This is a genomic window from Kitasatospora sp. NPDC094016 (assembly GCF_040304045.1).
Taxonomy (GTDB): Bacteria; Actinomycetota; Actinomycetes; order Streptomycetales; family Streptomycetaceae; genus Kitasatospora.
Window position 1 is genome coordinate 123946 of sequence record NZ_JBEOUK010000001.1, and the last position, 18778, is coordinate 142723.

The window sequence follows — 18778 nt, forward strand, 5'->3', positions numbered from 1 at the left end:
CACCCTTGCCCCTCCCGACTGCTTCAGACCACGGCCGGGGCGGGCAGCCTGGCCGGGTCGCCGAGCAGGCGGACGAGGTCGCCGACGGCCGCGCGACCGGCCCGGTTGGCACCGACGGTGCTGGCGGACGGGCCGTAGCCGACCAGGTGGACGCGCGGATCGGCGGTGGCGCGGGTGCCGGTGAGCGCGATGCCGCCGCCGGGGGAGCGCAGCCCGAGCGGGGCCAGGTGTCCGACCTCCGGGCGGAAGCCGGTGGCCCACACGATCGCGTCCACCGCCAGCTCCTGCTCCCCCCAGGCGACGCCGCGCTCGGTGAGCCGGTCGAACATCGGGCGGCGGTGCAGCGCGCCCAGCTCCTCGGCCCGTCGGTAGGCGACGGACGGGCCGAGCCCGGTGACGCTCACCACGCTGCGCACCGGCAGGCCCTGCCGGACCCGTTCCTCGACCTTGGCGACCACCGCGCGCCCGTACTCGGGGGTGAACGGCCCCTCGTGGTAGACGGGCGGGGTCCGGGTGACCCAGACCGTCTCGCCGACCGCCGCGACCTCGGACAGCACCTGGATCGCCGAAGCGCCCCCGCCCACCACCAGGACGCGCCGGCCGGCGAACTCCCCGGGGCCGCGGTAGTCGGCGTAGTGCAGTTGGCGACCGGCGAAGTGGCCCGGGTAGTGGGGCAGGAACGGGCGGGTCCAGGTGCCGGTGGCGTTGATCAGCGCGCGGGTGGACCAGGTGCCGTGGTCGGTCTCGACCAGCAGCCGGGAGTCCGGGCGGTCCGACTCGGCGCGCACCGAGCGAACGGCGACGGGGCGTACGACCGGGAGCGCGTGCCGGGCCTCGTACGCCGCGAAGTACCCCGGCACGACCTCGCGCGCCGGGGCCTCGGGGTCGGGCGCGGGGAGTTCGGCGTCCGGGAGGTCGTGGAAACCGTGCACGGTGGCCATCCGCAGGGACGGTGAGCGGTGCGCCCAGGCGCCGCCCGGCGCGGGGTTGGCGTCGAGCACGACGAAGCCGCCGTCGGCGTCCGCCCGGTAGGGGGCGAAGCCGCGGCGGCCGAGGTGGTAGGCGGCGGACAGTCCCGCCTGTCCGGCGCCCACCACCAGGACGTCCACCATCTGGACGCCCACGTGCCGCTGCCCGCCATTGGTTGCACCGTAAACAGTCACGCCGGTGAAACATCGGGGGTGTGGCGGGTGTTCCCGCCTCTGCGGGTGCTTGCCGTCCCGCCGCGCGGCGCCCCGCGCGGGCGACGGGTCAGCGCGGGCGACGGGTCAGACGACCGGGGAGATCACCGCGGCCGTGCCGTAGGCGCAGACCTCGGTGCCGACGTCCGCCGCCTCCGTCACGTCGAAGCGCATCATCAGCACCGCGTTCCCGCCGCGCGCCTTGGTCTGCTCGATCAGCCGCTGCATCGCCTCGTTGCGGCTCTCGACCAGGGTCTTCGTCAGGCCCCGCAGCTCGCCGCCGATCAGCGACTTCAGTCCGGCACCGATCTGGCTGCCGAGGTGGCGGCTGCGCACGGTCAGCCCGAAGACCTCGCCGATCACATGATCGACCCGGAAGCCGGGGATGTCGTTGGTGGTCACGACCAGGACGTCGGCGTTCGGGCCCTGCCCGCCGCCGTACTCGTTGATGTCAGCCATGGGTCCATCCTGCCTTGTCGTACGTCCGAGTGATCGAGGCGGGGCCGGGTGATGGCCGAGAAGGGGTCCAGAAGCTGGTTCAGACCGGTGATCGGGCGGCCGAAAGGCCGTACCGTAGCCCCATGGGCGAGCGAAGCGATCATCCACAGGGGCCGGGCGCGGCGGAGGACTCCGGCGCGCAGGAGATCGAGGCGACGGTGGTGCTGGGCCTGCGGATCACCGACTGGCCGGCGCTGCGCGCTGCCGCGATCAGGGCTGTCGAGGAGCTGGTGTTCGAGGGCGTCGACCCGGCCGGCCAGCGCCGCGAGCTGCTGCGCGAGGTCTCCGAGGACGCCAACGCGGCGCTCGGCGCACTGCTGCACCCGGACCGGCTGGTGGCCGCGATCCCCGGGGTCGAGGCGATCGGCGGCACGCTGGAGATCAGCGTCACCGAGGACTTCGCGCCGGACTTCGCCGAGCTGTTCCCGCTGGAGGGCGACGAGGACGAGGACGGCGGCGCCGGCGCGGACTGGACCCTCACCCCGCGCACCGCCTGCCTCCTGCACGCCCAGCTGATCGGCCTGGCCGACGCCGCCTACGACGACTTCGACGAGCACGGTGACGACCCGGTGGTCGACGGCGAGGACGCCGACTGGGCGGTCTACGCCCGCCTGCCCCAGCGCACCTGGCGGCTGCACCGCAACTGGCGCCGCGCCATGGCCCGGGCCTTCGACGACCTGGCCGACGACCTCGCGCTCGGCGAATGGCCGCTGCCGCGATGTCTGGCCGAGGACATCGGGCTGCGGATGGCCCTGGTGGACGCCCGGGCCCTGCTCGGCGCGCAGCCCGAGTCGGTGGCCGACATGATGGGCGACCTGCCGGCCGACCTGTACGACTACGACTGGGACGGCTGTCACGACGAACTGTTCGGCGTCTACGGGCCGGACGACGGCGACCCGGAACTGGGCGCCGAGCAGCGCACCGAGGTGCTGCTGGCGGCCACGCACCCGGAGGGCTGGTTCCTGACGTACGAGGACGCGGAGGCGCGGGACCCGCAGCGCGGCTACCGGCGCTGACCGGCCGCCGGGCTGGTCCGGTCCGGGGTCGGCCCGGGTTGGTTCGAGCTGCTCCGGATCGGTTCGAAAAGCTTTTCGGGCGCCGCGACGGGTGGGCGACTAGGCTGCGGGCATGTCCGATACGTCTGATGTGCGTGCGGGTCCGGCAGGCCGGGACGATCAGGTGCTCACCCGGATCGCGCTCGGACTGGACGGTGTGCAGGCCGCCCAGCGCGGGCGGACGGCCGAGGCGCGGGCCAGCTTCGAGGCGCTCTGGGCAGCGCTCGGCGAGCGGGGCGACGTCTTCCACCGCTGCGTCCTCGCCCACTACCTGGCCGATCTGCAGGACGATCCGCAGGACGAGCTGGAGTGGGACCGGCGGGCGCTGGCCGCCGCCGACTCGCTGACCGCCGAGCGCGCCCAGACTTACGAGTCCGCCCTCCAGGTGCGCGCGTTCTACCCCTCGCTGCACCTCAACCTGGCCTCGGACCACCTCAAGCTCGGCGAGCCCGACCTCGCGCGCGAGCAGCTGGAACGCGCCGTGCGCAGCCTGGATGCGCTCCCCGAGGACGCCTACAGCGCGAGCATCCGGTCGGCCGTCGACGAGCTGCGGCAGCGGCTGCGCTGAGCGGTGGTGCGCAGGGGCGTGGTGTGCGAGGGCAGGGGTTGGCAGGGGTGGGGTCTGCGGGCTCCCGGTACCGCGTGATCACCGGGGTGGCGGGGCTGGCATGCTGGACGGGTGACTTCTCCGTTCGACACCCCTGCTCCTGCTCCCGTTTCCGATTCCGCGCCGGCCCCCGTTTCCGCTGCCGACGACGCCCCGGCCCCGGCGGACCGTGACGCGCGGCCGCAGTACGTGCTGCCGCTGCTCGTCCGGCTGGAGAAGGCCACGCCGCCCGGGCGGACCGACGCGCTGGAGACCTCGGCCCGGGCGGTGCTCACCCTGCTGTCCGACGCGCGGGTGACCGACGCGGACGGCGAGTGGGCGGAGCGGGTCGAGGCCTGGGAGGACGCCCGGATCCGCAAGGTGGTCCGGCGGGCCCGGGGCGGGGAGTGGCGCCGGGCGAGCGAGCTGCCGGGGATCACGGTGAGTGGACGGGAAGCCGAGGTGCGGGTGTTTCCGCCGGTTCCACTGGACGGCTGGCCCAAGGACCTCGCCAAGCTCCAGGTCTCCGGGACGGACTTGGAGGAGACCGCCGAGGTCGGAGCTCCTGAGCCCGGGTTGCCGGTGCTGTGGCTCAACCCGGAGCTGGAGATGAGCGCGGGCAAGACGATGGCCCAGACCGGCCACGCCGCCCAGCTGGCCTGGTGGCGGCTGGACGAGGCGCAGCGCAAGGAGTGGGCCGAGGCCGGATTCCCGCTCGCGGTGCGGACGGCCACGGCGGAGGCGTGGGAGGGGCTGGTCGCCAGCGGTCTGCCGCTGGTCCGGGATGCGGGCTTCACCGAGATCGCCCCCGGGCCGACTGTTGCACTCGAAGGCGGCACGCGCTACTGCCCCACCCCGCGTCTACGACGCCCGTGACGCATCACCAGGCCCCCAACACGGCAACGTGGCAGGTCAGGTGTGCGCGTCCCGGGCGGTCGCGTGTCTCCGGCCGGTCTTCCGATGCTCGCCTTGTGCGAGGAGGTGCCGTTGCTCGTGACGGGAGTCCAGTGGCCAGACGGCGTTGCCGATGAGATGACGAACGCGTCTCGGGAGCGCAGATCACAGATGCTCTGCATGTGTTGACGTCGTATCGGACGGGGCTATCCGCCGGAGAAGACCTACCTGGTTTTCCAGGATGGGTACGACATCGGCGAATTGGTGCTGCTGTTGGGCCGGGAGGGCTTTGAGGCGGGGCGTAGCTCTGTATGAAAGGTGGATCCCGGGTTCACGGGCATGTGCCGCGTTGTACCGGGTGAGCACCTTCCTGCGCAGGGACACGCCTCGGAGTCGACGATCCGGCCCCATGGCGTCCAGCGGGTCGGCCGGCTGCTTCGCGGATGCGGGTGAGCAGCCACTGGTGGGACGGGTCGTTCTCCCGGCGGGGGTGCCACAGGAGACTGATGCGTAGCGGCTTCAGGTCCAACGGCACGGGAAAGAGGGCTAGTTGGAGTTGGTCCGCCAGGTTGCGCGCCAGGGCGGCCGGCGCGATCCCGACGAGGTCGCTGGTGGCGATCAGGCGCAGCGCCGTCGTGAAGTCGGGCACGGAGGCTGCCACGGTGCGCCGCACTCCTTCGGCCTCCAGCAGTCTGTCGGTCGCGGTGTGCAGTCGGCCGTGGCGGGAGACCACGATGTGCTCCCATGCCGCGAAGCGGGCTGCCGTGACGTGGCCGTGGCTCAGCGGGTGACCGGCGCGGACCACGCCGAGTAGCGGCTCGCGGACCAGTCCCTCGGAGCGGAGGTCGGCTTCCTTGGGGGTGTTGACGCTGATCGCGATGTCGGCGGCGCCCTCTCGTACTGTCGCGCCCTCGTCAGCCGCCCGTCCCTCGCTGAGAAGGCGCAGTTGGACGCCGGGGGCTTCGGCCCGCATACGGGTCAGCAGGTCCGAGCCGAAGCACCCGATCAGGTCCTCTGGAGCCAGGACGGCGAAGGCGCGGCGCAGTGTGGCCACGGTGTCTTCCTCTGCGGGCCCCAGCAGGTTCTGCGCGTCCTCGACCAGGGCACGGACCCGCGGACGCAGCGCCAGCGCGTGGGCTGTCGGCTTCATGCCGCGGCTGGAGCGCACCAGCAGGGGATCGGCGAAGGCGGTTCGCAGCCGTCCCAGGGCCCGGCTGGCGGCGGGCACCGACAGATTCAGTCGGTGGGCTGCCGCGGTGACGCTGCCCTCCTCCAGTACGGCGTCGAGGACGATGAGGAGGTTGAGGTCGAGGGATGTCACTTTCACCAGGTGAAAATACCACTTGCGCTTTTTTCACTGGTCGCAATCCTTGGTCGGTCCTAGGGTCGGGAGCAGAGCCGCAGGAGGTGGCCCCGAGGCCCGGGTGCGCGGCCGGCGATGGCTGCCGACGCGGCGGTCCCGTTACGCGGTGGCCCGATGACGGGCCTGGATATGACATCAAGGAGCACGATCCATGACGGATGACAGGGGCGACGACCCGGTCGCGCTGGTCGCGTTGGGCAGCCGGGTCCTGGCCGCGGCCGGGCAGGGTGACATGGTGTGGGGACACCTGGCGGTCCGCGATCCGGATGGGCGCGGCGTGTGGATGAAGTCGGCCGGCTGGGGCCTGGAAGAGATCACGTCCGACCGCGTCCTGCTCGTCTCGTGGACCGGTGAGCTGTTGGAGGGGAGCGGACGGGTCCACCTCGAACACCACATCCACACCGGGATCATGCGGGCCCGGCCCGATGTGCACGTCAGCGTCCACACCCACTCCCTGACGGTCAACGCCTTCAGCGCGCTCGGCGAGCCACTGCACGCGCTCAGCCACGACGCCGTCGCCTTCGCAGAACACGGCCTGCCCCGGTTCACTGCCACCGACAACCTCGTCCGCACCCCTGAACTGGGGCGTGCCCTCGCGACGGACCTCGGTGACGCCCGCGCCTGCCTGATGCCCGGACACGGCCTGGCGACGGTCGGCCGCGACACCGCCCACGCGGTCATGTACGCGATCCTGCTCGAACGCGCCTGCCGCACCCAGCTCACCGCCCTGGCCGCAGGCGAAGTCCGCCACCGAACCAGCCACCAGGAATGCCTGGAGAAGGACGCGGTGGCCTGGCCCGACAGCCAGATCGATGCCGGATGGCGGTACTGGCAACGCCGTGTCGCACTCGGCCAGTCCCTCTGACCTCCCTGGGGAAAGCCCACCTGAAAGGAGTCCAGCCCGTGAAAGCCCGCACGGACCCGCTACCCTCGTCACCGACTCCGCCCGCCCTGGCCAGGACCGCCGCTGGTCCAAAGGAGGGCGTCCTCACCGGCAGACGGCGGATCGGCACCTGGGCCGTCGCAGGGGCCTTCTGGTCCGTCACAGCCGGGACGACGGTGCCCACGCCCCTCTACCCGCTGTACGAGCGTGCCTTCGGCTTCTCACCGCTGGCCGTGACCGTGGCCTTCGCGGTCTACGCTCTGGCCGTGGTCGTGGGGCTGCTGACGCTCGGGGGGCTCTCCGACCGGCACGGTCGCCGCCCGGTTGCCGCCACCGCCCTGCTCACCGCCCTGGCCGCCACCGCCGTGTTCCTGCTCGCCGAGAACCTGACGGCCCTGCTGATCGGCCGGGTGCTGTCCGGGCTGGCCGCCGCGCTCATCACCGGAACCGCCACCGCCCACCTGACGGAACTGGCGTCCACTGGCAGCCGGCTCCGTGCCGGGCGGCTGGCGCTGATCGCGAACATGGGCGGTCTGGCCTGTGGCCCGCTGCTTGCCGCCCTGCTGGCCGACACCACTCGCTGGCCGCTGCGGGCGGCGTGGGCGGTAACCGCGACCCTGCTGCTGGCAGCCCTGGCCGCGCTCGTGGTGGTCCCCGAGACCGTGACGCCGAGGGAGCGGGGAACCGGCCCGGCGTTCCGCGCGCCCCGGGTGTCCACCGTTATCCGCACGGAGTTCTGGCGCGCCGCACTCGCCGCTGGCGCGGGATTCGCCGTACTGGGCGTGCTCACCGCAGTGACCGGATTGTTCCTGGCCGAAGTCGCGCACATCCACAGCCTCCTGGCCACGGCGGCAACCGTCTCCCTCGCCTTCGCCTGTACGGGCACGGGCCAACTCCTGGCGGGACGACTGGATCGCGCCGCCCTCCCCATGGCGTGCACGGGGCTGGTCGTTGCGGCCGCGCTGATCGCCGCGGCCGTGGCCACCGCCTCACTCCTGCCCCTGCTCGGCGCAGCGCTGATGGTCGGCCTGGCAACCGGCGTCGCCGTCGGCCACGGGATCACGCTCATCGGCACGCGGACCCCACCCGAGACCCGTAGCCGTACCGTCTCGGCCTTCTTCGCCGTCCTCTACACCATGCTGGCCCTGCCCGCCGTGGGCGTCGGCGCGCTCATCGACGCCGTCGGACTGCGTACCGCCGCCACCGTCTTCGCCGCCGTGGTCGCCGCCCTGGCCGCCACCATCCTCCTGACCCAGCGGGTCTCTGCTACCCGCAACGATCCCTGAGTGAGCGGTTTCCAACCTGAAGTCGCTGGTCACGGGAGTGACATGGGGCGAAGGTGGGGTGCTCGGGCTGCTCGCGATCGTGATCGCTGGCAGGTGGTCATCCGTCAGCGGCTGACCTCGGCGTTCGTCAGCACGGAAGGGCCGACGCCCCGCGGCGGCGCTGGGGGAAGGATTGTCAGCCCCGCGCCCGCGGGGGACTGCCGAGGTCTGAGGTCTGAGGTCTGAGGTCTGACGTCTGACGTCCGGGAGCCGACGGCTGGCGTCTGGCGTCTGGCGTTTGGCGGCAAACGGATGACAGCGAACAGCCGGCAGATTTCGAAATCTGCCAGCTGTTCGCTGTTTGTTGTTCGCTGCCCGCCGTCAGCCGGCTGCCTGCTTGTACCTTCGGTGGACCGCGGCATCCAGCGAGCTCGGTCATGCCTCGGCTCACCCGCCGGCGGGCCGCGACCGGGCATGGCGGCGTCCCGACGGTTTGACGACGGAGAGCACGACGTTGGCGACGTACACCGACAGCGCGACGATCGGGATGATCACCAGGTTGTAGCGGGTGAATCCGAGGTGCATGTCCGCGATGGTGCCGGTGGGGTGCTGGTCCACCAGGTGGGCCGCTTCGTGCAGCCGGGCGGTGAGTTCGAAGATCGAGGCGGCGGTGGCGGCCAGGGTGAGCCAGAACTTGACGGCAACCCAGCGGTACCTGAACAGGCGCCAGGGGGTTCCGAGTGAGAGGAGCAGACCGGTCAGCAGGGAGAGCAGGCTCAGCGGGATGACCAGCGCGTCGCCGAGGAGCGGCATCATCCGGTAGGCGCTGCGCAGGGTCTCCGCGCTGTCCGTCAGCAGCCCTGCCGCGCCGAGTGTGAGCAGGCAGAGCATCAGGCCCAGCCAGCTGACCGAGCTGATGACGTGCACGACCACCGCGCCCTTGCGGGCAGTCGGTGAGAGGCGGAAGTTCTTGGGCTGCCGGGTGCCCGGACGGGGCGTTGCCGCGGAGGGCGCGGCAGGGGTGGTCATACGGGGTCCTTAGGGAGACGGCGGGGGAGGGGGCCTGCGTCAGGCTCTCGTGGCGAGCGCCGTGGTTGCCGGCCGGTGGCTGCGGCCGGCCACCGGCGTCAGAGCATGATGCGCCCGCCGGCCACGTCGATCGTCAGGCCGGTCAGCCAGGACGACGACTCGGACGCGAGGAAGAGCGCGGCGTGAGCGACATCGGTGGGCACTCCTGCGCGGCCCAGCGGGAACTGCCTGACGATCAGCGGGAGCTTTTCGGCGGGTATGCGCTCCTGTTGGCTCTCCGTCATGATCAGGGAAGGGGCGAGGCAGTTGACCCGCACTCCGTACCGTCCCACCTCCTGTGCGACCTGGCGGGTGAGCATCAGCACGCCTGCCTTGGCCGCCGCGTAGGAGGCGGCGGCACCGCCGGGAAGCCGCCCGGCGGTGGACGCCATGGTGATGATCGAACCGCCGCCGCGCTCGATCATGCCGGGCAGGAAGGTCTGCACGGCCAGGAAGGTGGCGGTCAGGTTCAGGTCGACCACCGAGTGCCAGTGCGCCAGGCTCATCTGCTCGATCGGCACCGGGTCGCCGCCTCCGCCGACGAACGCGCAGAGCACGTCGATCGGACCGACGGACTGCTCGGCCTGTGCGCGCAGCCGTACGAGGTCGGCGGGATCGGTGCAGTCGGCCGTCATCGCGACCGCCGTTCCGCCTGCCGCGCGGATCTCGCCGACCGTCCGGTCGACGGCACTGCGGTCGCGGCCGACGACGGCCGCCTTGACACCGTTGGCGGCCAGGGCCTTTGCCGTCTCGGCTCCGATGCCCCGGGAACCTCCGGTGACGAGGGCGGCCTTACCCGCGAGATCGGGATAGGTGGGCAGTGGTGTGGTCATCAGTGTGGCTCCGTGGATCCTCGGTTGCCGGTGAGTCGGTCGGCGGACGCCGTGGTGCCGCCCGTGCCGACCCCAGGAATCCTCGTCGCCGTGCCCGCACGCCGTCGTCGCCCGAGCGGCGGCCGTCGGGATACTCCTGCCGACGTAGCGTCGCGTCCCGGCGGTACGACGCTGGGAGAAGGTCGAAGTGCCCGACACAGAGCAGTTGTTGGCGCAGAACAACGACGGTGCTCTCCTGGTCGCCGAGCCGGCCGCGCTGCTGATCCCGGTCGGACGTTACGTCGGCTTCCTCTGGTTCGTCGTGGTGAGCCGGACGCTGTGGCGTCGGGACGGCGGCGCCCCCCTCCACGGGCCGGTCGCGTACTACGGCGGGAGTAGCCGCACCCGCACCCGCGAGCTGATGCCCGGGTGCGGCGCGCCGCACTAGCCTTCCGGCATGAACGAGTTACGCCCGTCGTGGAAGCCGCCGTGGAACCGATCCGGCCGGGCGGGCCTGCCCGTGCTCTCGTCGGTGGCCGTCGCCTGCTTCCAGGTGGCGGGCACGGTCGGCGCAGGACACCGGCAGCCCGACCGCGTCCAGCTCGACGCCCTCGGCTACGTGCTGCTCCTGCTCGGCCCCGCCGCGCTGCTGCTGCGCCGCCGCCACCCGGCGGCGGTCATGGTCGGCACCACGGCGGTCACCATCGGCTACCTGTTCGCCGGGTACCCGTACGGCCCGGTCCTCGTCAGCCTCGGTGTGGCGTTCTTCGTCGCGGTCCAGTGCGGGCAACGGCGGGTGGCCTGGGCGTGCGGCGGCGCCTTCTACGTCGGTCAGCTGCTGATGAGCTACGCGATTCCGCACGACTGGCTGCGGGCCGAGAGCTGGCAGGCCAACGCCTGGCAGGAGTCGGGTGTCATGGCGGTGCTGCTGCTCATCGCGACCGGTGCGGAACTGGCCCGGGTCCGCCGCGAGCAGTTCGCCGCCGCCAGAGCCGCCGCGGAGGAGGCACAGCGGCGCCGCGTCGACGAGGAGCGCCTGCGGATGGCCCGCGAGCTGCACGACATCCTGGCGCACAGCATCTCGTTGATCCACGTCCAGGCCGGGGTGGCGCTCGAACTCATCGACACCCGCCCGGAACAGGCCAGAAGCGCCCTGGCGACGATCAAGGCCGCCAGCAAGGAGTCCCTGGGCGAGGTCCGGCAGGTCCTCGGCACGCTGCGCGGACCGGGGGCCACCGCGCCGCGCACCCCCGCCCCTGGCCTGGACCGGTTGGACGAACTGGTCGACCAGGCCGGCCGGGCAGGCCTGACCGTCAGCGTCCGTTCCGAGGGCGTCCCCGGGGAGGAGTCGGCCGCCGTCCAGCGGGCCGCCTTCCGGATCGTCCAGGAAGCCCTGACCAATGTGATCCGCCACTCCGCGGCCCGGACGGCCACCGTGCTGCTCTCCCGGACGGCCGACGGCCTCACCGTGCAGATCGACGACCCGGGCCCGGTGGGCGGCGGCGACGCGGGCGGCTCGGGAGCCGGACTGATCGGGATGCGGGAGCGGGTCGCCGCCTTCGGGGGCACCCTGGAGGCGGGCCCGTGCGACGCGGGCTTCCGAGTCCGGGCCCGCTTGACGAGGGGTGACCGGTGATCAGGGTGCTGCTGGTGGACGACCAGATGCTGGTCAGGGCCGGGTTCCGGGCGTTGCTCGACGCCCAGCCCGACGTCGAGGTGGTCGGCGAGGCCGCCGACGGCGAGCAGGCCCTGTGCCTCGCCGTCGAGCTGCGTCCCGACGTGGTGCTGATGGACATCCGGATGCCCCGCCTCGACGGCCTGGAGGCCACCCGGCGGATCGGGGCCGACCCGGAGCTCGGCGGTGTGCGGGTGGTCGTGCTGACCACCTTCGAGCTCGACGAGTACGTCTTCGAGGCGCTGCGGTCCGGCGCGGCGGGGTTCCTCGTCAAGGACGCCGAGCCGGCCGAACTGCTCCGGGCGGTCCGGGTTGCTGCCGCAGGCGACGCGCTGCTCTCGCCGGGCGTCACCCGGCGCCTGATCGGAGAGTTCGCCGCCCGCTCGAAGGAGCCGCGGGCGGTCGACCTCGAGATGCTGACCGAACGCGAACGCGAGGTGCTTGCCCTGGTCGGGCTCGGGCTCTCCAACGAGGACATCGCCCGCCGCCTGGCGGTCAGCCCGCTGACCGCCAAGACGCATGTCAGCCGCGCCATGGTCAAGCTCGGCGCCCGCGACCGCGCCCAACTGGTCGTCCTCGCCTACGAATCCGGCCTGGTCCGCCCCGGCTGGCTCGGGTGACGGGCGACGGGCGACGGGCGACGGGCGACGGGTGACGGGCGAGAGATGACAGCTAACAGATAACAGATTTCGAAATCTGTTATCTGTTAGCTGTTACTTGTTTGCTGTCATCTGTTTGTTGTCAGCGGCTGCCGGCCCGCCGCCCGCCGTCGGGTGCTACTCGCCGGACGCCTGGTGCCGCCGGATCGCCCGCAGCCCGCCGTAGGCGGCCGCGGCCGTCCAGAGGGCCATGATCAGCAGTCCGGTCCAGTGACCGTAGTGGACGCCGGCCTCGGTCCGGGTGTGCATCGCGTACAGGCCGGCCCGGTCGGGCAGGAACTGGCCGACCTCGCGGACGCCGGGGATGGCCGCCAGCCAGGTGGTGCCGAGGAACACCATCGGGCCGAGCAGGCCGAGCGCGGCGCTGAAGTTGCCCAGCATCGTGGTCAGTCCGAGGCAGAGCAGTACCAGCAGCGGGTGGTAGAGCACGCCGGCCACGAAGCTGCGGGCCAGACCGGGGGTTGACCAGTCCAGTCCGACGGTGGCGTCGACGGCCAGGAACGAGCCCGCCGTCGACGCCAGCCCGAGCAGCAGGCCCAGCCCGGCGCCGAGCGTGAGCTTGGCGCCGTACAGTCGGGCGCGCCGGGGGACGGCGATGAACGAGGTGCTGATCATGCGGGTGTTGAACTCCTGCCCGATCAGCAGGATCCCGAGGCAGGCCACCGCCACGTGCCCGAAGAGCAGCCCGTAGTAGATCCCGTTGGCCGGATCCGTTCCGGGGGCCACGGTCTTGGGGTCGGAGGCGGCGCTGACGGCCGCGGTGACCCCGACGGTCAGGACCAGGGCGACCAGCGGGGCCGCCCACTGGGAGGGCAGGGTGGTGAACTTGATCCGTTCGGCGCGCAGGGCGTGGGCCGCGCTCATTGTCGTCTTCCCTTCGTTCGTGGTCACTTGGCGCGCCGCAGGGCGAGCAGGCCGCCGCAGGCCGCGGCGCCGGCCCACAGGGCCATGATCAGCAGTCCGGTCCAGTGCCCGTACGAGACCTGCGGGTCGTCGGCGTAGTGCAGTGCGTACTGGCCGGCCCGGTCGGGCAGGAACTGGGCCACCTGCCGCACCCCGGCCACGCCGCCCAGCAGTGGCGAGAGCAGGAAGACGACCGGTACCAGCAGTCCCATGGCGGCGGTGAGGTTGCCGAGCAGCGCGGTCGCCCCGAGGCAGAACACCACCAGCAGCACCGGGTAGAGCACGCCGGCGGTGGCGCTGCGGACGAAGGCGGGGCCGTCCCAGCCGCCGGGGACGGTGGCCGCGTACCCGGCGAAGGCGCCCGCCGTGCCCGCCGCGCCGACGCCGAGGCCGACCAGCGCGCTGAGCGTCAGCTTGGCGCCGTACAGCAGTCCTCGCCGGGGGACGGCGGTGAGCGAGACGTCGATCATGCGGGTGTTGAACTCCTGGCCGATCAGCAGGACCGCGAAGCAGACCAGCGCGGCCTGGCCGAAGTTGAGCCCGTAGAAGACGCCCGCACCGGGGTCGTCGGTGAGGTTGTGCTCCGAGCCGCCGAGGGCCGCGCCGATCGCCGTGGTGGTGCCCACGGTGAGCGCGAAGGCGAGCAGCGGGGTGATCCAGAGCGAGTGGAGCGTGGTGAGCTTGATCCGTTCGGCGTTGAAGGCGCACAGGTGGTGCCGGAGGGTTGAGCCGGGGCTCATGCGGTGGCCTCGGCGCGGTACTCGACGCTGTCGGCGGTCATCCGCATGAACGCCTCCTCCAGCGAGTCCTGTTGGACCGCGATCTCGTACAGGACCACGCCGTGCGCGGCGGCGAGCGCGGCGATCTGCTCGGGTTCGGCGCCGGTCACCTCCCAGGCACCGTCGTCGACCTCGGTCGCGGTGAGGTTGCCGGCGGCGTCCGACTGCTGGAGCAGGTCGCCGCCGAACAGGGCGGCGAGCTTGGCCGAGTTGACGGCCCGGACGCGGATCCTGGTCCGGCCGTGCTGGTCGATGAACTCGGCGGTGGCGGCGTCCGCGAGCAGCCGACCACGACCGATGACCACCAAGTGGTCGGCGGTGAGCGCCATTTCGGTCATCAGGTGGGACGACACCAGCACCGACCTGCCCTCGGCGGCCAGTTCGCGCAACAGGGTGCGGATCCAGCGGATGCCCTCCGGGTCGAGACCGTTGACCGGTTCGTCCAGGAGCAGCACCGGCGGGTCGCCGAGCAGCGCGGCGGCCACCCCGAGCCGCTGGCGCATGCCGAGGGAGAAGCCGCGGATCCGCCGTCCGGCGGCGTCCGTCAGGCCGACCTGGGCGAGCACCGCGTCCACCCGGCGCGGCGCCAGGCCGTTGCTCGCCGCGAGCCAGCGCAGGTGGCCGGCGGCGGTGCGGCCGCCGTGCAGGGCGTGGGCGTCCAGCAGGGCGCCCACCTGCCGCAGCGGCTGGGCGAGTTCGGCGTACCGGCGGCCGCCGACCAGGGCGCTTCCGGCGGTGGGGCGGTCCAGTCCGAGGATCAGGCGCATGGTGGTGCTCTTACCGGCGCCGTTCGGGCCGAGGAAGCCCGTCACCAGGCCGGGCCGGACCTCGAAGGACAGGTCGTCGACGACGCGCCGACCGTCGTACTCCTTGGTGAGGCCCTGGATCTCGATCACGGCCGCGCTCCCCTCTCGGTGCTCCGGTGCCGGGTCGTCCGGCTGGTGGTCACATTCGACCGGAGCGGGCCGTGCCGGCGGATCCCGCCGGGGTCGGGAGCCGCCTCCCTCCCGGGAGGGAGGCGGTGGCAGGCCGGCGGGGGATCCCTGGCCGACCGCCGAGCTGGCAGGATGGCGGAATGCCCAGGATCCTCGCGCCGCTGCTGGCCGGCGCCACGTACGCGCGCCTGCTGCACCTGCTGGTCGGGTGGATCTTCGCGGGCGTCGTCCTGATGGTCTACCCGGGGACGTACCACAAGAGCCTGGGCGAGATCGTGGTCGCGGGCGCCGCGGTGGACACCGCCCTGCTCGCCCTGGTCGCCCTCGTCCCCGCGACGCGGCGCGCCGAGGGGGTGCAGGCGCGACTGCTGCTGCTGCCCGACCGCGAGGAGGACATCGCCGCCGAGTCCTCCCGCACCTGGGCGGACCGGCGGCGCACCGCCGGCTGGCTGATCGGGCGGGTCCTGCTCGGCTCGGTGGTCGGGTTCGCGACGGCCTTCGGCCTCACCAGCGGCTACGACCTGCTGACCGGCCCGGACTCGTTCTGGTACCTCCCGCTCGCCCCGGTGCTGGTGCTCGGCTACGGCTGGCTGGTGGTGTCCGCCGGGCGCCTCCAACTCGCCATGGCCGTAAGGCTGCTGGGGCCGTCCCCGGCGGAGCGGCTGGCGGAGGCCGAGCTGCGCGCCGAACGGCTGCTGGAACGCAACAGGTTGGCCCGCGAGCTGCACGATTCCATCGGCCACGCACTGACGGTGACGGTCCTTCAGGCGGGTGCCGCACGGGAGGTCGGGGACCAGGCGTTCACCGCCAAGGCGCTCGAAGTCATCGAGGAGACCGGCCGCCGGGCCATGGAGGACCTGGAGCGCACCCTCGTCCTGCTCCGCGAGACGCCGGAGGGAGCGGCCGGCAACGGAACGGCCACCGAACAGCCCGGCCTCGACCAGTTGCCCGCACTCTTCGACACCGCCCGGTCGGCGGGGAGCCCGGTCGAGGCGCGGATCGAGGTGTCGGCGGGGGCGCTGCCCGGGGTGCTCTCCCGCGAGTCCTACCGGATCGTCCAGGAGGGTGTCACCAACGCGCTCAAGTACGCGCCCGGCGAGCCGGTCAGCGTCCGGATCGCCGTCCAGGGCGGGCAGTTGGAGCTGCACTGCGCCAATCGCCCGCCGGTCGGCGGCGTTCCGGCGCGTCCGGCCGGCGGCGCGGCGGGCAAGGGCGGCAAGGGGCTGCGCGGCATCCGGGAGCGCGCCACGCTGCTCGGCGGGGAGGCCACCGCCGGGGTGTCGGGCGACGGGGGCGGGGAGTGGGTGCTCGCCGTCCGGCTGCCCCTACGCTTGGGCTCGTGACGAACGATCTTGTAGGCGACGGACCCGCGAGGGGCTCCACCCGGATGATCGACATCCTGCTCGCCGACGACGAGGAACTGGTCCGGGCCGGGATGCGGGCCGTCCTGGAGGCGCAGGGGGACCTGCGGGTGGTCGGTGAGGCCGCCGACGGCGCCGACGCGGTGGCGCTGGCCCGCACGCTGCGCCCGCACGTCGTCCTGATGGACGTCCGGATGCCGGTGCTGGACGGCCTGGCGGCGACCCGAGAGCTCCTGCGCCCCGGCGCGCCGGGGGAGCAGCCACCGAAGATCCTGGTCGTCACCACCTTCGAGAACGACGACTACGTCTACCAGGTGCTGCGCGCGGGTGCCGACGGCTTCCTGCTGAAGCGCTCCCGAGCGGCCGAGATCGCGCACGCGGTACGGCTGGTGGCGGCGGGCGAGTCACTGCTGTTCCCGGCCACGATCCGCCGCCTCGCGGCCGGCCACGGCAATCCCGCCGCCCGCGCGACCATGGAGCGGGCGGCGTTGACCGAGCGCGAGGCGGAGGTGCTGCGGCTGGTCGCGCGCGGCCTCAGCAACGGGGAGATCGCCGAGCTGCTGTTCCTCGGCGTGCAGACGGTGAAGACCCACGTCAGCAGTGTGCTGGCGAAGCTCGGGGCGCGGGACCGCACCCAGGCGGTGATCGCCGCGTACGAGTCGGGCTTCGTCGAGCCGTCGGAGTAGCGCACAGGGCGGCGGGCAGGAGTGGCGCGCCGGGCCGGAGCGGCCCGCCGAACAGGAGCGGCGCACCGGCGGTGGCTCGGCGAGGGCGCGGGCGGCCCGGCGCGGTGTCGGGGTCAGGCCGGGTAGGCGTGGGTCTGGGTGGCCTTGACGGAGGCCCAGACCTCGGATCCGGGCGCCAGCCCCAGCTCGGCGACGGCGGCCGGGGTGAGGTCGGCGGCCATCGGGAGTTCGCCCGCGAGGTCGGCACGCACCTGGTCGCCGTGCAGGTCCAGGCCGGTGACCTCGGCCTTCCACACGTTGCGCGCGCTGGACTGGGGCCGTTCGCGGTGCAGGGTCACGGCGGACGGCGGGAAGGCGACGAAGGCCGGGCCGGACAGCTCCTCGGTGGTGGCCAGGACCGTGCCGGCCGTGAGCGTGACCTGGTGGCCCTCGGCCACGCCCTGGTACAGGTTCAGTCCGACCAGGCGCGCGATGTAGTCGGTGCGCGGCCGCCGGGCGACCTCCGCCGGGCTGCCGGACTGCACCTCGCGCCCGCCCTCGATCACCACCAGCCGGTCGGCGAGCACCATCGCGTCCAGCGGGTCGTGCGTCACCAGCACCGCCACGGCCTCGAACTCGGCCAGGTGGCGCCGTAGTTGGGAGCGAACGTCGAGCCGGGTACGGGCGTCCAGAGCGGCCAGCGGCTCGTCCAGCAGCAGCAGCCGGGGGCGGACGGCCAGCGCCCGGGCCAGCGCCACCCGCTGTGCCTGGCCGCCGGAGAGGCTCCCGGGTCGTACGGAGGCGTGGTCGGCCAGGCCCATCCGCTCCAGCCAACCGGCCGCCTCGGCCCGGGCGGCACGCTTGGGGCGGCCCTGGCAGCGCGGACCGAAGGCGACGTTGTCGAGCGCGCTGAGGTGCGGGAAGAGCAGGTAGTCCTGGAACACCACGCCGACGGGACGCTCCTCGGCGGGGGTGTGCACGCGCTGCCCGGGCTCCTCCAACAGCCGTCCGTCCAGGCGCAGGTGGCCGCCGGTGAGCGGGAGCAGCCCGGCGAGGGCGCGCAGGGCGGTGGACTTGCCGGCGCCGTTCGGGCCGAGCAGCGCGATCACCTCGCCGGGTGCGGCGGTGAGGGCGAGGTCGAGGGTGAACGTGGCGCGCTCCACCCGCAGCCGGGCGTCCAGGGCGGCGTGTGCAGGTACAGCCTCGGTGGCTGTGGAGGCGGGGTCGGCCGAGTGGGCGGGGTCGGTGGGGTCGGTGGGGTCGGTGCTCATCGGGGCGGCGTCCAGGGGGTCGGGGCAGCGGTGGCCGGGCTCCGGCCCGGGGCTCGCAGGGCCGTCACGGGGTCGACATCCAGCGGTCACGCAGGCCGACCAGGACCGCGACGGAGACCACCAGCAGGACCAGCGACAGCGCGATCGCCGCCTCGGGGTCCGATTCCATGGCGAGGTAGACGGCCAGTGGCATGGTCTGGGTGCGGCCCGGGAAGTTGCCCGCGAAGGTGATCGTGGCGCCGAACTCGCCGAGCGCTCGGGCCCAGGCGAGGACCGCCCCGGCCGCGATCCCCGGGGCGATCAGCGGCAGGGTCACCCGGCGGAACGCCGTCAGTCGGGAGGCGCCCAGGGTCGCGGCCGCCTCCTCGTAGCGGGGGTCGGCGGCGCGCAGCGCGCCCTCCACGCTGATCACCAGGAACGGCATCGCCACGAACGCCTCGGCGATGACCACCCCGGTCGTGGTGAACGGCAGCGTGATGCCGAAGGCCGAGTCCAGCCAGGAACCGACGATGCCGCGCCGCCCGAGGACCAGCAGCAGTGCCACGCCGCCGACCACCGGTGGCAGCACCAGCGGCAGGGTGACCAGGGCCCGGATCACCCGTCGGCCCGGCAGTTCGGTGCGGGCGAGCAGCCAGGCCAGCGGGACGCCGAGGACCAGCGAGACCGCCGTGGCGGCCGTCGCGCAGATCAGCGACAGACGCAGGGCGTCCCAGACGGCGGCGCTGGTGAGCTGCTCGGACAGGCCGCTCCAGGGCGCCCGGACGAGCAGGCCGACCAGCGGCAGGATCAGGAACGCCAGCCCGAGCAGCGCCGGGAGCAGCAGCGTGACCGGGACGCGGTGGGTGCGCCGGCGCCGGCGTGGCAGGGCTTTCGCCGTTCCTGCCACGCCGGGTCGCCCGGTGCCGGTGGCTCGCTCGGTGGTGCG

Annotated in this window: 20 protein-coding genes; 10 read left to right on the forward strand and 10 right to left on the reverse strand. The window is 73.1% G+C overall.

The window, feature by feature from the left end; all coding sequences use genetic code 11:
- Positions 1-23: 23 nt before the first annotated feature.
- Together ABT015_RS00510 and ABT015_RS00515 are read right to left on the reverse strand one after the other, a co-directional pair.
- A complete protein-coding gene (locus ABT015_RS00510) occupies positions 24-1112 on the reverse strand; it encodes an NAD(P)-binding domain-containing protein (protein ID WP_350875663.1) in 1089 nt (362 codons plus the stop codon).
- Positions 1113-1268: 156 nt separating this feature from the next.
- Positions 1269-1640: a YbjQ family protein gene (locus tag ABT015_RS00515; protein ID WP_350875121.1), complete on the reverse strand. Its 372-nt coding sequence runs from the start codon at positions 1638-1640 to the stop codon at positions 1269-1271.
- Between the two features lie 122 nt (positions 1641-1762).
- Here ABT015_RS00515 and ABT015_RS00520 point away from each other — a divergent pair, with 122 nt between their 5' ends.
- The 3 genes from ABT015_RS00520 to ABT015_RS00530 all read left to right on the forward strand — a co-directional run bounded on the left by ABT015_RS00520 (position 1763) and on the right by ABT015_RS00530 (position 4196).
- Entirely contained in the window at positions 1763-2695 is a 933-nt protein-coding gene (locus ABT015_RS00520; protein ID WP_350875123.1) for a hypothetical protein, read from the forward strand.
- A gap of 112 nt (positions 2696-2807) precedes the next feature.
- A complete protein-coding gene (locus ABT015_RS00525) occupies positions 2808-3302 on the forward strand; it encodes a hypothetical protein (RefSeq protein ID WP_350875125.1) in 495 nt (164 codons plus the stop codon).
- A gap of 111 nt (positions 3303-3413) precedes the next feature.
- The gene (locus ABT015_RS00530) at positions 3414-4196 is read left to right on the forward strand and encodes a peptidyl-tRNA hydrolase (RefSeq protein ID WP_350875127.1); all 783 of its coding nucleotides are present in this window, start codon (positions 3414-3416) and stop codon (positions 4194-4196) included.
- 349 nt (positions 4197-4545) lie between these two features.
- Here the strand turns inward: ABT015_RS00530 and ABT015_RS00535 are convergent, their stop codons facing one another.
- The gene (locus ABT015_RS00535; RefSeq protein WP_350875129.1) at positions 4546-5541 is read right to left on the reverse strand and encodes a LysR family transcriptional regulator; all 996 of its coding nucleotides are present in this window, start codon (positions 5539-5541) and stop codon (positions 4546-4548) included.
- A 187-nt stretch (positions 5542-5728) separates the two neighbouring features.
- Between ABT015_RS00535 and ABT015_RS00540 the strand changes: the two genes are divergently transcribed.
- Together ABT015_RS00540 and ABT015_RS00545 are read left to right on the forward strand one after the other, a co-directional pair.
- The gene (locus ABT015_RS00540) at positions 5729-6442 is read left to right on the forward strand and encodes a class II aldolase/adducin family protein (protein WP_350875131.1); all 714 of its coding nucleotides are present in this window, start codon (positions 5729-5731) and stop codon (positions 6440-6442) included.
- Positions 6443-6480: 38 nt separating this feature from the next.
- Positions 6481-7746, forward strand: a complete 1266-nt coding sequence (locus ABT015_RS00545) for an MFS transporter (RefSeq protein WP_350875133.1) — start codon at positions 6481-6483, stop codon at positions 7744-7746.
- 426 nt (positions 7747-8172) lie between these two features.
- Here ABT015_RS00545 and ABT015_RS00550 read toward each other — a convergent pair whose 3' ends face one another.
- Both ABT015_RS00550 and ABT015_RS00555 read right to left on the reverse strand, forming a co-directional pair.
- Positions 8173-8754, reverse strand: a complete 582-nt coding sequence (locus tag ABT015_RS00550) for a DUF2269 domain-containing protein (protein ID WP_350875135.1) — start codon at positions 8752-8754, stop codon at positions 8173-8175.
- 98 nt (positions 8755-8852) lie between these two features.
- Positions 8853-9626 (reverse strand): SDR family NAD(P)-dependent oxidoreductase, encoded by a 774-nt coding sequence (locus ABT015_RS00555; RefSeq protein ID WP_350875137.1) that lies wholly within the window; start codon positions 9624-9626, stop codon positions 8853-8855.
- A gap of 187 nt (positions 9627-9813) precedes the next feature.
- Between ABT015_RS00555 and ABT015_RS00560 the strand changes: the two genes are divergently transcribed.
- Genes ABT015_RS00560 through ABT015_RS00570 form a run of 3 tightly spaced genes read left to right on the forward strand, consistent with a single transcriptional unit; the run spans position 9814 to position 11900 of the window.
- A complete protein-coding gene (locus ABT015_RS00560; RefSeq protein ID WP_350875139.1) occupies positions 9814-10053 on the forward strand; it encodes a hypothetical protein in 240 nt (79 codons plus the stop codon).
- Between the two features lie 9 nt (positions 10054-10062).
- Complete coding sequence (locus tag ABT015_RS00565) at positions 10063-11241, forward strand: sensor histidine kinase (RefSeq protein ID WP_350875142.1); 1179 nt, start codon at positions 10063-10065, stop codon at positions 11239-11241.
- The gene (locus ABT015_RS00570; protein WP_350875144.1) at positions 11238-11900 is read left to right on the forward strand and encodes a response regulator; all 663 of its coding nucleotides are present in this window, start codon (positions 11238-11240) and stop codon (positions 11898-11900) included. The genes ABT015_RS00565 and ABT015_RS00570 overlap by 4 nt, the downstream gene beginning before the upstream one ends.
- A gap of 156 nt (positions 11901-12056) precedes the next feature.
- Here ABT015_RS00570 and ABT015_RS00575 read toward each other — a convergent pair whose 3' ends face one another.
- From ABT015_RS00575 to ABT015_RS00585, 3 genes are read right to left on the reverse strand one after another with little or no spacing between them, the layout of a single operon-like run.
- Positions 12057-12803, reverse strand: a complete 747-nt coding sequence (locus ABT015_RS00575; RefSeq protein ID WP_350875147.1) for a hypothetical protein — start codon at positions 12801-12803, stop codon at positions 12057-12059.
- 23 nt (positions 12804-12826) lie between these two features.
- Positions 12827-13582, reverse strand: a complete 756-nt coding sequence (locus ABT015_RS00580) for an ABC transporter permease (protein WP_350875150.1) — start codon at positions 13580-13582, stop codon at positions 12827-12829.
- Positions 13579-14517 (reverse strand): ABC transporter ATP-binding protein, encoded by a 939-nt coding sequence (locus ABT015_RS00585; RefSeq protein ID WP_350875153.1) that lies wholly within the window; start codon positions 14515-14517, stop codon positions 13579-13581. The genes ABT015_RS00580 and ABT015_RS00585 overlap by 4 nt, the downstream gene beginning before the upstream one ends.
- Before the next feature lie 179 nt (positions 14518-14696).
- On the opposite strand from ABT015_RS00585, the gene ABT015_RS00590 reads away from it, so the two are divergent.
- Together ABT015_RS00590 and ABT015_RS00595 are read left to right on the forward strand one after the other, a co-directional pair.
- The gene (locus ABT015_RS00590) at positions 14697-15899 is read left to right on the forward strand and encodes a sensor histidine kinase (protein ID WP_350875156.1); all 1203 of its coding nucleotides are present in this window, start codon (positions 14697-14699) and stop codon (positions 15897-15899) included.
- A gap of 44 nt (positions 15900-15943) precedes the next feature.
- Positions 15944-16603 (forward strand): response regulator transcription factor, encoded by a 660-nt coding sequence (locus tag ABT015_RS00595; RefSeq protein WP_350875158.1) that lies wholly within the window; start codon positions 15944-15946, stop codon positions 16601-16603.
- Between the two features lie 113 nt (positions 16604-16716).
- Here the strand turns inward: ABT015_RS00595 and ABT015_RS00600 are convergent, their stop codons facing one another.
- Positions 16717-17853 (reverse strand): ABC transporter ATP-binding protein, encoded by a 1137-nt coding sequence (locus ABT015_RS00600; RefSeq protein ID WP_350875160.1) that lies wholly within the window; start codon positions 17851-17853, stop codon positions 16717-16719.
- Between the two features lie 64 nt (positions 17854-17917).
- On the reverse strand, positions 17918-18739 hold the full coding sequence (locus ABT015_RS00605; protein WP_350875665.1) for an ABC transporter permease: 822 nt from the start codon (positions 18737-18739) through the stop codon (positions 17918-17920).
- Positions 18740-18778: the final 39 nt, after the last annotated feature.

Coding starts and splice junctions, on each gene's coding strand:
- ABT015_RS00555 (WP_350875137.1), bottom strand. CDS start 9,626: ATGACCACACCACTGCCCACCTATCCCGATCTCGCGGGTAAGGCCGCC.
- ABT015_RS00515 (WP_350875121.1), bottom strand. CDS start 1,640: ATGGCTGACATCAACGAGTACGGCGGCGGGCAGGGCCCGAACGCCGAC.
- ABT015_RS00525 (WP_350875125.1), top strand. CDS start 2,808: ATGTCCGATACGTCTGATGTGCGTGCGGGTCCGGCAGGCCGGGACGAT.
- ABT015_RS00595 (WP_350875158.1), top strand. CDS start 15,944: ATGATCGACATCCTGCTCGCCGACGACGAGGAACTGGTCCGGGCCGGG.
- ABT015_RS00510 (WP_350875663.1), bottom strand. CDS start 1,112: ATGGTGGACGTCCTGGTGGTGGGCGCCGGACAGGCGGGACTGTCCGCC.
- ABT015_RS00575 (WP_350875147.1), bottom strand. CDS start 12,803: ATGAGCGCGGCCCACGCCCTGCGCGCCGAACGGATCAAGTTCACCACC.
- ABT015_RS00565 (WP_350875142.1), top strand. CDS start 10,063: ATGAACGAGTTACGCCCGTCGTGGAAGCCGCCGTGGAACCGATCCGGC.
- ABT015_RS00550 (WP_350875135.1), bottom strand. CDS start 8,754: ATGACCACCCCTGCCGCGCCCTCCGCGGCAACGCCCCGTCCGGGCACC.
- ABT015_RS00590 (WP_350875156.1), top strand. CDS start 14,697: ATGCCCAGGATCCTCGCGCCGCTGCTGGCCGGCGCCACGTACGCGCGC.
- ABT015_RS00580 (WP_350875150.1), bottom strand. CDS start 13,582: ATGAGCCCCGGCTCAACCCTCCGGCACCACCTGTGCGCCTTCAACGCC.
- ABT015_RS00600 (WP_350875160.1), bottom strand. CDS start 17,853: ATGAGCACCGACCCCACCGACCCCACCGACCCCGCCCACTCGGCCGAC.
- ABT015_RS00540 (WP_350875131.1), top strand. CDS start 5,729: ATGACGGATGACAGGGGCGACGACCCGGTCGCGCTGGTCGCGTTGGGC.
- ABT015_RS00520 (WP_350875123.1), top strand. CDS start 1,763: ATGGGCGAGCGAAGCGATCATCCACAGGGGCCGGGCGCGGCGGAGGAC.